Raw genomic sequence first — 13,282 nt, 5'->3', positions numbered from 1 at the left:
AGAAAAAGTCTGTCTGCCTATGATGCGCATCGCATTATAGGACTTGTCCTTAATGTTTGATAAGCGGGGCTATAGCTCAGCTGGGAGAGCGCTTGCATGGCATGCAAGAGGTCCGCGGTTCGATCCCGCGTAGCTCCACCACTTATCGAAGGTACAAAAGCTAGTTAGTATTTGCCTAATGGGGCTATAGCTCAGCTGGGAGAGCGCTTGCATGGCATGCAAGAGGTCCACGGTTCGATCCCGTGTAGCTCCACCAAATGGCAATATACTTAGAATGAGTACGACCAGCACCACCAATATGTTTTGGGGCTATAGCTCAGCTGGGAGAGCGCTTGCATGGCATGCAAGAGGTCCGCGGTTCGATCCCGCGTAGCTCCACCAAAACATATCACCCAATTTCGGGGCTATAGCTCAGCTGGGAGAGCGCTTGCATGGCATGCAAGAGGTCCGCGGTTCGATCCCGCGTAGCTCCACCACTTATTGTGGAATAGAAAAAGCCGCTGCATTATTGCAGCGGCTTTTTTGCGTTTGAGTTAAACACTTATCTGCAACGGAGCCCACGGAAGAACGCAGAACAGAGTGATCAGCTCTGAAAGGAAACTTGGTGCTCAGTGCACTTTATCGTCTGGGGTTGGGGGCTTTTGCTTGGTGTTGGGTGCATGGCGCTAGGCGCGGTACTATATGCTTATCAGAACATGAGGATGAAGCGGTTTTATGGAACATTTTAACGACATCTATCAACGGGCCTGTGAACGTCATGGTGGTGAGGCGATACTTAAAACATTAATTGCCTCGCCATTGGCCAGTGATGCTGAACTGGCGGCCATTACAGATGATCGTTGGTTGTCTTCTTTTACCATGAGCTTATTTCAGTCGGGCTTTGTGTGGCGGGTGATCCGAAATAAATGGCCCGAGTTTGAACGGGCGTTTTTTGGCTTCGATCCCGAAAAAATGCTGATGTTAGATGAGTCCCATTTTGAACGGCTCAATAACGACACCGGCATTGTGCGTCACGCTAAAAAAATTGCTGCCGTGCCAGCCAATGCGCGTATGATTTTAGACTTAGGCCAGCCGTATGGTGGTTTTGGCGCTTTTGTTGCCCAGTGGCCAAAAGAGGACATGACCGGCTTGTGGATGATGATTAAAAAACACGGGCAGTTATTGGGCGGTAATATTGGTCCTTATGGGTTACGCCGTTTAGGGGTCGATACCTTTGCCTTTACGCATGATGTGAGCGCCTATTTACGCCATCACAATATCGTAGGCGCAGGCTTGGGCAGTAAAAAGGGCATGCAACAAGCCCAAGCCGCTTTTAATGAGTGGCATCAACAAAGTGGTGCCAGCCTCACTGAAATCAGTAAAACCATCGCCCTTTCTATTGGTTGAAATATAGCGATCAGCTGACAGCTTTTAGCGATCAGCCGTCAGCTGTCAGTTTAAACAGCTTATAGCTTGTGGCTGTCCTTTAAATGGGGGGTTAAAAAGGCATGAACTTGTTGCACTATTTTGGGTTGTGCGTCGGCGGTGGGGTGCAGGCCGTCGTCCATCATCATGCCGTTTTGTTCAACTAAGGGAGCCACAAAAAAGGGCAGTAGCGCTAACTCATGTGTCTTGGCTACTTTAGGGTAAATACCCTCAAATTGCTGTAAATAACGACGGCCATAATTGGGGGGTAATTGGATTTGGGTTAGTACCACCTTAGTGCCGGCTTGTTGCGCTAGGCCTATCATCTTCTCTAAATTTTGCTCAATGGAGGCGGGGGGTAAGCCTCGCAGGCCGTCATTGGCCCCAAGCTCCAATAACATTAAGCTCGGCTTATGTTTTGTCAATAATGAGGGCAGGCGTTGTAAACCACCTTGAGTGGTGTCGCCACTGACGCTGGCATTAATCACCTCTACTTTCCTTCCTTCTTGTTGCCACTGCTTTTCTAACAAGGGCGGCCATGCTTGCTCGGCATTCATGCGATAGCCCGCGCTTAAACTGTCCCCTAAGATCAAGACAGTGTTAGCATGGGTAACAAACGACACTAATAACATCAGTAGCAAAAGGATACGAGGCATGGCAGTTTCTCCAATAATTAAGGTAGCTGAGTTAAGCCAGCAGGTTGCACTTGGCGAGCAGGTACTGACTATCCTTGAGGGGATAAGTTTTGAAGTCAAGTCTGGGCAAAGTGTCGCTTTAGTGGGCGCGTCTGGCTCGGGCAAGTCGACTTTATTGGGCTTGCTGGCAGGACTCGATAGCGCCAGTGAGGGGGATATTGCTATTCATGATCAATGGTTGTCGCAACTCACTGAAGAAGAGCGTGCCCAGTTGCGTGGCCAGCATATTGGCTTTGTCTTTCAATCTTTTTTGTTACTGCCCACCTTAACAGCATTAGAAAATGTGATGCTGCCCGCCGAGCTACAAGGGCAAAAGCATAATGCCGAGCGCGCGCGTACCCTGCTTGAACAAGTGGGGTTAGGGGCGCGTCTTCAGCATTTTCCTAGCCAACTCTCGGGAGGAGAGCAACAAAGGGTGGCCATTGCCCGGGCTTTTATGACTCAACCCGATATTTTATTGGCTGACGAGCCGACCGGCAATTTAGATAGCCGCACCGGCGCGCAGATTATTGAGCTATTATTTGAGCTTAATCGCCATCATGGCACCACCTTGGTCATGGTGACCCATGATGAGGCCTTGGCTAAGCGTTGCGAACGACGCTTAGTAATGACGGCTGGTTGTTTGGAGGAGCAAGATGCGTAGTTTAGCGCGGCCTACTTTAGGCTGGGGCTTAGTATGGCGAGAAATAGGCCGTGGCCCTCTGCGATTATTTATGCTGGCGCTGGCATTGAGTGTGGCCAGCATCTTGAGTGTTACTCTGGTTGCGGATCGTTTGACGCAAGCGTTAAATATGTCGGGGCGAGATTATATTGCCGCCGACCAAGTTTTGTCTGGTAGCCGAGCGGCAGAGCCGACCTGGCTAGATGAAGCTAAGCGCCAAGGCTTGGCGGTGTCTCGTACGCAGTCGTTTCAAAGCGTGCTATTTGCCGATGACAAACTGCAATTAGCCAGTGTGCGCGCGGTAGATGCGTCTTTTCCATTTTATGGTGAATTAGTATTAGCCCCCAGCGCGCCAGTGACACCGGGCCACATTTGGTTGTCCTCTCGGCTATTGGCGTTATTAGCACTTGAAGTTGGTGACACGCTTGAGCTTGGAAACACTGAGCTGAGTGTGGCAGGGGAGTTAATTAAAGAGCCCGATCAAGGGCTAAGCCCTGCATTACTGGCTCCTCGAGCCTTAATACATTTAGATGATGTGGCCGCCAGTGGTATTCAAATGGCGGGCAGCCGAGTGAGTTATCGCTATTTATTTAAAGGGGAAGCTCAGCCACTGGCGCAATATGCAGCCTGGTTAACCCCCAAGTTAAAACAAGGGCAGACATGGCAAGGGCCCGATAATACCGATAGTCCAGTGGCGCGGCCGCTGGCGCAAGCCGAGCAGTTTTTTCGTTTAGCGTCACTGATTGGTGTTTTGCTGGGAATTGTCGCCATGGCCATTGCGTTGGGGTACTTCTCTTATAAAGAGCAAGATCGCATGGCGCTGCTTAAAACCTTAGGTGCAAGCCGCCGTCAGTTATTTAGCTGGCTGGCACGGTTATTAGTGAGCTTGTTGTGTGTGGGCTTCTTGCTGGGCGCTGTGGTGGGGTATGGCGTGCATAAGCTGATTTTGTTGAGCTTAGGCGACGCCTTGGCCATTCCCCTTGCTGCCCCCTCTGTGACTCCCTTTGCCATAGCCATCGGCATGGCGTTGCTGACCACCTTAATGTTGTCGTTGGTGCCCATGGCACGTTTATTAAAAGTGCCGCCGTTGCGCGTGTTGCGCCATCAAGCGAGCGCCTCTATTTCTATATTTTGGACTGCTGCTATCTTGCTGGGGGGCACTTTTGTGTTAAGTGGGCTCTTTGCTCAGTCTTGGTCTTTGGCTGCGGGGCTATTACTGGGCTTGCTGGTGTTAATAGTAATATTAGGCACTGCTTGCTGGCTGATGCTGACCTTATTGCGCCGTTTTAATGGCAGTATTGGTTTTCGACTGGCGTTAAGTCGCTTGCAGCGGGCGCGCTGGGCAACCTTAATGCAGTTTGGTGGTGTGGCGCTGGCGCTCTTTTTAGGCAGTTTATTATGGGTAGTGCGGGGGGAGCTAGTGGGCGGCTTTTTAGCCAATTTACCGCCTGATACCCCAAACCGTTTTTTAATTAACATTGCCAGCGAACAACGTGAACCACTGCGCGCCCGGCTTGATCAAGCAGAGATAGCGCGCTCGCAATTTTATCCGATTGTGCGTGGGCGTTTAACCCAGATTAATGAGCAGGCGGTAGCGGCCAATGTAGATGCCAGTGATCAGCAAAATGCCGGCACTGGCCGAGAGCTTAACTTAACTTATAGTGAGCAATTACCCTATGGTAACCGCTTAATAGCAGGCCAGTGGAGCAGAGCGGCGAATAGTGTCTCTGTCGAGTCGGGATTAGCTGAGCGATTAGCCTTAACCTTAGGGGATACCATTACCCTAGATTTAGCGGGCCAGCAGATTTCTGCCACTGTGCGCAATGTGCGTGAAGTGGATTGGAACAGCATGAGGCCTAATTTTTATTTTATTTTTAGCCCAGATGTATTGGCTGATTATCCTGCGACTTGGCTGGCCAGTTTTTATCTTCCCCCCGAGCAAAAAGCGTTAGAAGTTGAGCTAATCCGCGCTTTTCCTACTATGACCTTATTAGACGTAGAGGCTTTATTACAGCAATTACGCCAAGTATTGGCTCAAGTGAGCCAAGCATTATTGGTTATTATGGCGTTAGTGACCGGAGCCAGCATATTGGTTTTATTGGCGCAATTAGAGACCACCTTGGCCAGCCGCCGCCGCGAGTTACTGCTACTGCGCACCCTAGGCGCAAGCCTTGGTTTAATTAAATCGTCATTACATTGGGAATGGCTGGCAGCAGGGCTGGTCTCCGGCCTAGCGGCCGCCGTGGCTGTTGAGTTGTGTGTGGCGATATTGTTGCCGTATTGGTTGGGGTTAAGCTGGCAGCCGCACCCGTTATTGTGGGTGGGCCTACCCTTATTAGGCGCGGTATTATTGCTATTAACCGGACGATTAGGCGGCATGACCAGTAATACCTTGATGAGTCGATTACGCCAGTGGTAATTGGGCTGTGAAGACGAATTAAAGTTTATTTAAAGGCGGTTTGTTTATATTTACATTATTGGCCCGTTTGGGCTAATAATGTCGACTACTTGAGTTAACAAAGTTAATCTCCTCACGCCTAACTCGTGGCTGAGCCATTTTGGCAGATGGTTGCAATGGCGTCGGCTGCGCGTTGTAAAGCGGGCAGAAATGAAAGGGCTTGCTCGCGTGTTACTCTCATTATTGGAGCCTGCATAGCCACCCCTATATTGGACACACCGCTCGGGTTAGAGGCCAATACCGCAATACATAGCAACCCAGGCAAAAACTCTTCGTCGTCAAACGCATAGCCTTGCTGTTTTACCGTCTCAATCTCCACCTCAAGCGCGTTAAAATCAGTGAGTGTGTTATGAGTAAATTTCTTCAATGGCATATCAGCAAGCAAGCGTTTGCGTTGTGCTGGCGCCATTTGGGCTAGAAACAGCTTACCACTGGCAGAACAGTGTACGGGCACGCGTGAACCAGGCTGCAAATAAAAACGCAGTGGGGCGGGTGTCTCAACGCGATCCAAATACAATACCTCACCACCAGACAGTGCAGTGATATTACAGCTTTCGCCTATTTCTTCCCCTAGCGAGGCCAGAATGGCATGCCGTGCTCCGCCTACGGTATCGTTCAATAGTAGGTTTTCTGCCAGTCGGCGTAAGCGTGCACCACGGCTGTAGTGCCGCCCATCAGCCTCTCGCTGTAACATGCCGGAGCTTTCTAATTGCTGCAGCATGCGGTGCAGCGTTGGTTTAGGGATACCGGTTTCTTCTACTAGTCCTTGTAGTGTAACAAATTGATCTTTTTCAGATATTACTTCTAATAGCGCAAGCAGGCGCTGGGTAGGAGTGCCGCCTTCTAGGCGGTGTTTGCCAGCTTTAGTGTTGATCATAGTGTCATCCTCTTTGTCATAATGATTATGTTTTATTTCAAAAAACAAATCAATTTGTATTAAATTGTGAAATCTATGTTGACGTTAGGTTTGGATAAGGTTAACTTTGAATCGCGTTCCGATTTTAGGGATGAAATTAATCGAAAAGTGAAACTTAGACCGATTGGCTTTGAGGCTACCCTGGAGAAAACTCATGAGCACTAACAATACAGAAATCCGTCAAGAAACAGATACGCGCCAAGTTGTTGAAGGCATGAAAAAAATGACACCTTCTGAGGCGTTTGTAGAAACGCTGGTGGCTAATGGCGTGACCGACATGTTCGGTATCATGGGCTCGGCTTTTATGGATGCGATGGATATTTTCGCTCCAGCCGGTATTCGCTTGATTCCGGTGGTACATGAGCAAGGGTCGGCACACATGGCCGATGGTTATGCTCGCGTATCTGGCCGTCACGGTGTTCTTATTGGTCAAAATGGACCTGGTGTATCTAACAGTGTAACCGGTGTTGCTGCAGCTTTTTGGGCGCACAGCCCTGTCGTTATCATCACGCCAGAAACAGGAACAACAGGCATTGGCTTAGGGGGATTCCAAGAGTGTAACCAACTGCCAATGTTCCAAGAGTTCGTTAAATATCAAGGTCACGTGACTCATCCATCGCGGATGGCTGAATATACAGGTCGTTGTTTTGACCGTGCAATGTCAGAGATAGGGCCTACTCAGCTTAATATTCCTCGTGATTATTTCTATGGTGAAATTGAAGCTGAAATTCCTCGGCCTGCACGCTTAGATCGCGGTCCTGGCGGTGCTAAAAGTTTGAATGAGGCGGCAGAGCTATTAGCTAACGCTAAGTTCCCGGTTATTATATCCGGTGGTGGCGTTGTTATGGCTGATGGTGTAGAAGAATGTAAGGCATTAGCTGAGCGTTTGGGTGCTCCAGTAGTGAATAGTTATCAACATAATGATTCTTTCCCCGCTAGCCATCCATTGTGGGCTGGACCTCTAGGCTACCAAGGCTCTAAGGCTGGTATGAAATTGATGGCTAAGGCCGATGTCGTTTTAGCCTTAGGTACTCGTCTTGGGCCTTTTGGTACCTTACCGCAGCATGGCATGGATTATTGGCCGAAAGATGCAAAAATCATCCAAATTGATGCCGATAATAAGATGCTTGGTCTAGTGAAAAAGATTGCTGTCGGTATTTGTGGGGATGCGAAAGACGCAGCACTAGCGCTAACTGAACGTCTGGCTGAGCGCGAGCTGGTGTGTGATGCGAGCCGTAGTGAACGTGCCGATCTTATTGCTAACGAGAAGGCAGCTTGGGAGAAAGAGTTAGATGAGTGGACGCACGAAACCGACGCATTCAGCCTTGATGCTATTGAAGAAGCAAAGGATGAGACTCCTTTCTCTGGCGGCTCTTATTTGCACCCACGCCAAGTGTTGCGTGAGCTTGAAAAAGCAATGCCAGAAGATGTGATGGTGTCTACTGACATCGGTAACATTAACGCTGTCGCTCATAGCTACCTGCGTTTTGAAAAACCACGCAGCTTCTTTGCACCAATGAGCTTTGGTAACTGTGGTTATGCCTTCCCAACGATTATGGGAGCTAAAGTCGCTGCCCCTGAGCGCCCAGCGATTGCTTATACCGGTGACGGTGCTTGGGGCATGAGTTTAATGGAAACAATGACAGCTGTACGTCATGATATTCCAGTCACAGTGGTTGTGTTCCATAACCGCCAATGGGGTGCAGAGAAGAAGAACCAGGTTGAATTTTATAACCGTCGTTTTGTCGCCGGTGAATTAGACAACCAGAGCTTTGCTGAAATTGCACGCGCTATGGGTGCAGAAGGTATCACTGTTGACCGCTTGGAAGATGTGGGAACCGCACTGAAAAAAGCCGTTAGCATGCAGATGAACGAAGGTAAGACGACCATTATCGAAGTGATGTGTACGCGTGAGCTAGGTGACCCGTTCCGCCGTGACGCACTGAAGAAACCCGTTCGCTTGCTTGAAAAATATCAAGACTATGTATAATACTTAGTTGTTGAATAAACGATAGCTCTTTTTACCCTCGGCATGCCGAGGGTTTTTTGTTATCTGGACGTAAACCAATACGCTACAGTACTCGGCAATCGTCGTGCTCTATCGGAGTGAATAATATTGATAAACTTCATTATTGAAGCGCCTTGGTTATTTCTAATTATTGCAGGCGTTGCTGGGTACTTTCAGACCGTGACCGGTTTTGGTTTAGGGATGATAGTGATGGGGCTCGCGGGTGGGTTAGCCATTGCTCCAATGACATCGGTTGCTGCCGTGGTCAGTATCATGACACTGATTAATTGTATGGTTGCGTTACCTGGGCGCTTGCATTATGTCCATTGGCCATCAGTAGGCATGGTTGCACTGGGTATTATTCCTACTATTACCGTTGGGGTGCTATTGCTAAATTATCTGAGTGGTAGTGCTGCAAATATCGTGAAAGCCCTGCTGGGATTAGTGATTGTATATGCCGCCGCGGGGCTATTACTTAAACCTAGCCTTCAGCAACAAGTCGCCAGTCGCATCAGTTTTGTGTGGTTTGGTGGCTTGTCGGGTTTTTTGGGAGGCTTGTTCGGTATTGCAGGGCCGCCACTTATTTATCATTACTACCGTCAACCATTAGATCTTATTCGTATTAGAACGACCTTAATTCTGTTGTTTGCTGTCTCATCTGGGGTACGAACGCTATTCGTAGTGGGGCAGGGGCAAATGAATATTGAAATCCTAACGCTCACGGCTTGGACTGTCCCTATCATAGCAATGGCAACTTGGGTAGGAAGGCATTGGCCACCGCCATTTTCTGCACAAACAATGTTGCGTTTGGTATTTTTTGTATTGATGCTGATTGGCGTATCACTGATTGTTGCGGGCTTATTTAGCTGATATACAGCAGGTGTTTATAGGGCGGAATAGCTCCGCCCTGTCGTGCTGTAACATTAATTGGAGTCAGTGCAAGAGGGGCGATGAGGGGTGTTATTCGCTATTGGATGGCGATAGTTTCCATGCACCCGCTTTAATCGGCAAAAATGCGGCGACCGCTGCGTTGGCAATAACATGGGTATTGTTGTTATCAGGGTCATGAACATTCAGACCCCCGTGTACCGCGGTGACTTCAGCACGGCCACGGGGCAGGGTAGCGGCAACGGTGGCGCAATTTACTTGATCGGGGCGTTGCACGCCAATGGTGACTTGCACTCGCATTTGACTGTGTTCGTAGCCCAATGATTTAAAAAGCACAATTGATGAGTGGCGTAAGGCGTCTTGTACCGCACGACAAGCGGCTTCAGTATAGTCTTCTCGGTACAGCGAATTACCACTTCCCATTTCTAAAATTATGCGTTGTTCAGTCATGATTGGGCTCCATATCGAAGGAAACAATAACCGCAGCATTAGCGATTACGCAGGTGCCACTGCCGTCGGGCTTGTCGATGTCTAGCCCGCCTTTAGTCACTGATATTTGGGGGCTGCCATAGGGAAAAATGCCCAATAGCGCCTGAGTATCTACTTGTTCAGGTTGTTGTACGCCAAGCTCAACGTCAATCAACATGGCGTCACGAGGAAAATCAAACGCATCAGCGACATTCAGGGAGTTATGCCATAATGCATCGCGAATGGCCCGATCGCAGGCCTGTGTGTAATCAAGGCTGCGAATGGAAGTTCCCATACCAAATTGATGCACTAAACGAGTTTTTGCCATTATATGGTTCCTCTAGTAAGTCAGTGTGACTGTTTTATATGAAGCATAAGCTAGAGCTGATTGTTAACGACGCTTCTGGTGGCCAATCAAGCGCACGATTTCATCAAATAGATGACTATCTAGTGCTTGTGACATATCAGTGGCTAGACAGTGACGGTAAAATGGACTCAAATCTAGGCCTACGCCTAGCCCAAAAATATCTACTTCGTTTTGCCGTTCGCGGCGGGCGAGCACTTCTTTTAAATGATTATCAAGATAATAAGCGTCGTTGGTTAGGTTAGTCGCACTGTCTGCTGGGCTGCCATCAGAAATAACGATAAGAATTTTTCTATTTTCACTGCAGGTAAGTAAACGGTTACAGGCCCAATCTAGTGCCTCGCCATCGACTCCTTCACGAAACAGATCGCCTTTGAGTAGGGCGGCAATATCACGGCGAGAGCGACGCCATCCACAATTTGCTTCCTTAAACACCAGGTGGCATGTTTCATTAAGCCGGCCGGGGTAGGGGGGGCGACCTTGTCGCATCCACTCTTTATGCGGTTTACCGCCATTCCAAGTATTAGTGGTAAACCCTAATAGCTCGCTGCTGGCTCCTATCATATCTAGGGCGCGGATCAGACAATCAGCTAGCATGGCAATAGGTTCAATTTGATGGCGCATGGATCCTGAGCAGTCAATCAAGATACTGACCACGCAATCGGCCACGGGTCGTTGACGCTCCTGATAAAATAGACGCCGTTCAGTCGGCGAGCTTACCAGTTGCGCCAAGCGTCTACCATCAATGCGCCCCTCTTCCTCGCCATATGACCAACCATCAGACTGGGGGCGTGCCAGCGTTGCTGTAAGCTGGCGCGCTAGCCGTTGGATATTTATCCCCTGTTCGCTAATGCCTTTATCTAAGCGTTCTCGATATTCTTCCAGTTGCGCCGCGCGTACCAAATTACTGGCTTTTACTTCTCGGTCGTAAGCGTTGCTATATACCTGATAACCCTGTTGGTTCTCGCCATAAGCTCTACTGGCACCACTGCGTGCAGTGGCAAAGCCGTCGCTGTCGTCACCGTCTTGATCAAAGTCTAATAGCAGAGCGAAGCTTGATTGGGCGTCTTGGTCTTGATCCTGACCCTGGTCTTCGTCTGCGTCCTGCTCAGCACGTTGTGCTTCTATAATACCGTCCACCAGCTCGGCTATTGCCAGCGCGTGGGGAATAAATGCTGCTTGTTGATGTCGAGTGCGGCGCAGTCCCGACAGCGAAGCTCCCATTGACGAAGCCAGCGAAAAGCGGGTACTTTCGATAAAATCTTCCGTTTCCTCTAATACTTGGCAGGCATTAAGCCGTGACCAACACATTTGTGCGACTGTATATAAAAGAATACCACTGCTGTTTTCGGTGTGGCCAGAGCGGTGAAAATCTTGGGACCAGCGTACAAAACGTTCTTCCACGTTAGTGGCGATACCGGTGAGATGTGCAGGTACTAATGCTTCAACGCGCAATTGCTCTAGCAACTCGAACACGAGCCGTGCAATGGGTTTTTGCGGGCAATGCATTTGATGTAATTTAGCATTGCTGTACATCAAGCGTAAGGCCATGCCGTCTGCTGCGGCACGGCAGTCGGTAAAAGAGGCGGTGGCGGTATCGATGCGGTGATGAGGCGCGTGCATGGGGAGACTGCGCTCGCCCTGATATAACACTTTGCCACGAAAGTGCAGATCGGGTTTGCCACTAAGGGCTCGTATGGAGGCGGCGCACAGCTCTTCAACCCGTTGCTGGCGGCGGGCCTGTTGCTGGGCTAGGTTGCTCATAGACTAAGTGACTCCTTAGACCAAGACTCGTCTAATTCTTCATCAAAGCAGCGTTGATAATATTCGGCCACAATTTGGCGTTCGGCATCGTCACATTTATTTAAGAATGACAGCCTAAAGGCCACTGCAGAGTCACGGAAAATCTCACAGTTTTCGGCCCAAGTAATCACGGTGCGAGGCGACATTAGGGTCGAAATATCGCCAGCGGCAAAGCCTTTACGTGTTAAGTCAGCCACACTCACCATCCTATCAATCAGCTTGCGGCCTTGTTCGGTATTTTTCTCCGGTACCCGAGCCAATATGATCGCGGCTTCTTCTTTAGCGCTCAGATAATCCAGCTTCGCCACAATATTCCAGCGGTCAATTTGGGCATGGTTTAGCACCTGAGTTCCTTGGTACATACCTGACATATTGCCCAAACCGACGGTGTTCGCTGTGGCGAATAAGCGAAAATGGGGGTGTGGCTGAATGACACGGTTTTGATCCAGTAAGGAGAAGTTGCCATCGCGCTCGAGAATACGTTGTATAACAAACATTACATCGGGTCGGCCAGCATCGTACTCGTCAAAAATTAATGCAATTGGGCGTTGCAGTGACCAAGGCACAATGCCTTCTTGAAACTCAGTAACCTGAACGCCATCCCTGATCACAATTGCATCTTTGCCAACCAGATCAAGACGACTAATGTGTCCGTCTAGATTGACCCTCAAGCAAGGCCAGTTTAAGCGCGCCGCGACTTGTTCTATATGAGTAGATTTACCCGTGCCGTGTAGCCCTTGAATCATCACTCTGCGATTACGGGTAAAACCGGCAAGAATGGCCAGGGTCACGTCTGGATTAAAGCGATAAGCCTCATCAATATCAGGAACATACTCGTTGCGCTCGCTGAAAGCTGGCACCTCTAAGTCACTGTCTATACCGAAGAGCTCACGTACCGAACGTAGGGTGTCGGGCTGCTGGCTACCTAGCAAATCTGTCATGTGTTGCTCCTTTGGACGCGTACAAAGTTATATTTTAATCACTTCAGCTTAACTTATCAGAATAATAGTTCAAAGTGGAACGTTATGTTTCACTTTTTGCTTGTTTTCTGATGTTGCATTGGTTGTTGCTCTTGGTTGCCAGTTTGTTATTTTTTGGCCCAAACAATGTGTTGTAACTGGCACTAATGAATAAAAAAACGGTGGCGTAGACTTATTCGTACTCGATTTTCACGTCATGGGACGAGAAAGTTATTACCCAATTATTTTAAATGGAGTTAATTATGAGCCAACCTACTGTTGCTTTTCTTCAAGCCTTTGGCGATGCACTTAACCGTCACGATATTGATGCGTTATTAGAGATGATGACCGAGGATTGCGTGTTTAATGGCGTGGCCGGTAAAGAATTACAAGGTACCAGCTTTGTAGGGCCTGCAGCGGTACGTGAAGGCCTTTCTAATGCGTGGAAAAATGCGCCGGATGCCTGTTGGGTAGATGGTGAATTCTATGTGGTTGGTGATAAAGGCTTTATGGAAACGACCTATAAAGGGACCACAGCTGACGGCCTGCGGACCGAAGCTCGTATGATTGATGTATTAACATTTCGCGATGGAAAAATAGCCATTAAAAATGCTTTCCGTAAGAATCGCCCGCCTGTTAACGCTTGAGATATTTACTC

12 protein-coding genes and 4 tRNA genes are annotated in these 13,282 nt (G+C 48.9%); 10 read left to right on the top strand and 6 right to left on the bottom strand.

Going from position 1 to position 13,282, the window contains the following annotated elements:
* Positions 1 to 65: 65 nt before the first annotated feature.
* The 5 genes from J3U76_RS04965 to J3U76_RS04945 all read left to right on the top strand — a co-directional run bounded on the left by J3U76_RS04965 (position 66) and on the right by J3U76_RS04945 (position 1,386).
* A tRNA-Ala gene (locus J3U76_RS04965) sits at positions 66 to 141 on the top strand.
* Positions 142 to 180: 39 nt separating this feature from the next.
* Positions 181 to 256, top strand: a tRNA-Ala gene (locus J3U76_RS04960).
* A gap of 49 nt (positions 257 to 305) precedes the next feature.
* A tRNA-Ala gene (locus J3U76_RS04955) sits at positions 306 to 381 on the top strand.
* A 19-nt stretch (positions 382 to 400) separates the two neighbouring features.
* A tRNA-Ala gene (locus J3U76_RS04950) sits at positions 401 to 476 on the top strand.
* 238 nt (positions 477 to 714) lie between these two features.
* Entirely contained in the window at positions 715 to 1,386 is a 672-nt protein-coding gene (locus J3U76_RS04945; protein WP_208004731.1) for a DNA-3-methyladenine glycosylase I, read from the top strand.
* A gap of 59 nt (positions 1,387 to 1,445) precedes the next feature.
* On the opposite strand, the gene J3U76_RS04940 is transcribed toward J3U76_RS04945, so the two are convergent.
* On the bottom strand, positions 1,446 to 2,060 hold the full coding sequence (locus J3U76_RS04940; protein ID WP_208004730.1) for an arylesterase: 615 nt from the start codon (positions 2,058 to 2,060) through the stop codon (positions 1,446 to 1,448).
* Here J3U76_RS04940 and J3U76_RS04935 point away from each other — a divergent pair.
* Together J3U76_RS04935 and J3U76_RS04930 are read left to right on the top strand one after the other, a co-directional pair.
* Positions 2,059 to 2,742: an ABC transporter ATP-binding protein gene (locus J3U76_RS04935; protein WP_208004729.1), complete on the top strand. Its 684-nt coding sequence runs from the start codon at positions 2,059 to 2,061 to the stop codon at positions 2,740 to 2,742. The genes J3U76_RS04940 and J3U76_RS04935 overlap by 2 nt on opposite strands.
* Positions 2,735 to 5,179: an ABC transporter permease gene (locus J3U76_RS04930; protein ID WP_208004728.1), complete on the top strand. Its 2,445-nt coding sequence runs from the start codon at positions 2,735 to 2,737 to the stop codon at positions 5,177 to 5,179. The genes J3U76_RS04935 and J3U76_RS04930 overlap by 8 nt, the downstream gene beginning before the upstream one ends.
* Before the next feature lie 118 nt (positions 5,180 to 5,297).
* Here J3U76_RS04930 and J3U76_RS04925 read toward each other — a convergent pair whose 3' ends face one another.
* Positions 5,298 to 6,095: an IclR family transcriptional regulator gene (locus J3U76_RS04925; RefSeq protein WP_208004727.1), complete on the bottom strand. Its 798-nt coding sequence runs from the start codon at positions 6,093 to 6,095 to the stop codon at positions 5,298 to 5,300.
* A gap of 193 nt (positions 6,096 to 6,288) precedes the next feature.
* On the opposite strand from J3U76_RS04925, the gene xsc reads away from it, so the two are divergent.
* Complete coding sequence (xsc, locus tag J3U76_RS04920) at positions 6,289 to 8,124, top strand: sulfoacetaldehyde acetyltransferase (protein ID WP_243454074.1); 1,836 nt, start codon at positions 6,289 to 6,291, stop codon at positions 8,122 to 8,124.
* Between the two features lie 126 nt (positions 8,125 to 8,250).
* Positions 8,251 to 9,012 carry a sulfite exporter TauE/SafE family protein gene (locus J3U76_RS04915; RefSeq protein ID WP_208004726.1) on the top strand — a complete coding sequence of 254 codons (762 nt, stop codon included), beginning with the start codon at positions 8,251 to 8,253 and terminating at the stop codon, positions 9,010 to 9,012.
* 90 nt (positions 9,013 to 9,102) lie between these two features.
* Here J3U76_RS04915 and J3U76_RS04910 read toward each other — a convergent pair whose 3' ends face one another.
* The 4 genes from J3U76_RS04910 to J3U76_RS04895 form a co-directional block, all read right to left on the bottom strand.
* Positions 9,103 to 9,480: a Lin0512 family protein gene (locus tag J3U76_RS04910; protein WP_208004725.1), complete on the bottom strand. Its 378-nt coding sequence runs from the start codon at positions 9,478 to 9,480 to the stop codon at positions 9,103 to 9,105.
* A complete protein-coding gene (locus tag J3U76_RS04905) occupies positions 9,473 to 9,826 on the bottom strand; it encodes a Lin0512 family protein (RefSeq protein WP_208004724.1) in 354 nt (117 codons plus the stop codon). Before J3U76_RS04905 ends, J3U76_RS04910 begins: the two co-directional genes overlap by 8 nt.
* Before the next feature lie 63 nt (positions 9,827 to 9,889).
* Positions 9,890 to 11,626: a cobaltochelatase CobT-related protein gene (locus J3U76_RS04900; protein WP_208004723.1), complete on the bottom strand. Its 1,737-nt coding sequence runs from the start codon at positions 11,624 to 11,626 to the stop codon at positions 9,890 to 9,892.
* On the bottom strand, positions 11,623 to 12,606 hold the full coding sequence (locus J3U76_RS04895) for an AAA family ATPase (RefSeq protein ID WP_208004722.1): 984 nt from the start codon (positions 12,604 to 12,606) through the stop codon (positions 11,623 to 11,625). Before J3U76_RS04895 ends, J3U76_RS04900 begins: the two co-directional genes overlap by 4 nt.
* A gap of 281 nt (positions 12,607 to 12,887) precedes the next feature.
* Here J3U76_RS04895 and J3U76_RS04890 point away from each other — a divergent pair, with 281 nt between their 5' ends.
* Positions 12,888 to 13,271, top strand: a complete 384-nt coding sequence (locus J3U76_RS04890; protein ID WP_208004721.1) for a nuclear transport factor 2 family protein — start codon at positions 12,888 to 12,890, stop codon at positions 13,269 to 13,271.
* Positions 13,272 to 13,282 lie beyond the last annotated feature (11 nt).

Origin of the sequence: Oceanisphaera pacifica (assembly GCF_017498065.1) — a bacterium.
GTDB classification, from domain to species: Bacteria; Pseudomonadota; Gammaproteobacteria; order Enterobacterales; family Aeromonadaceae; genus Oceanimonas; species Oceanimonas pacifica.
Note: the sequence above shows the minus strand (reverse complement) of the source record. Positions and strands in the feature narration are given on the sequence as shown.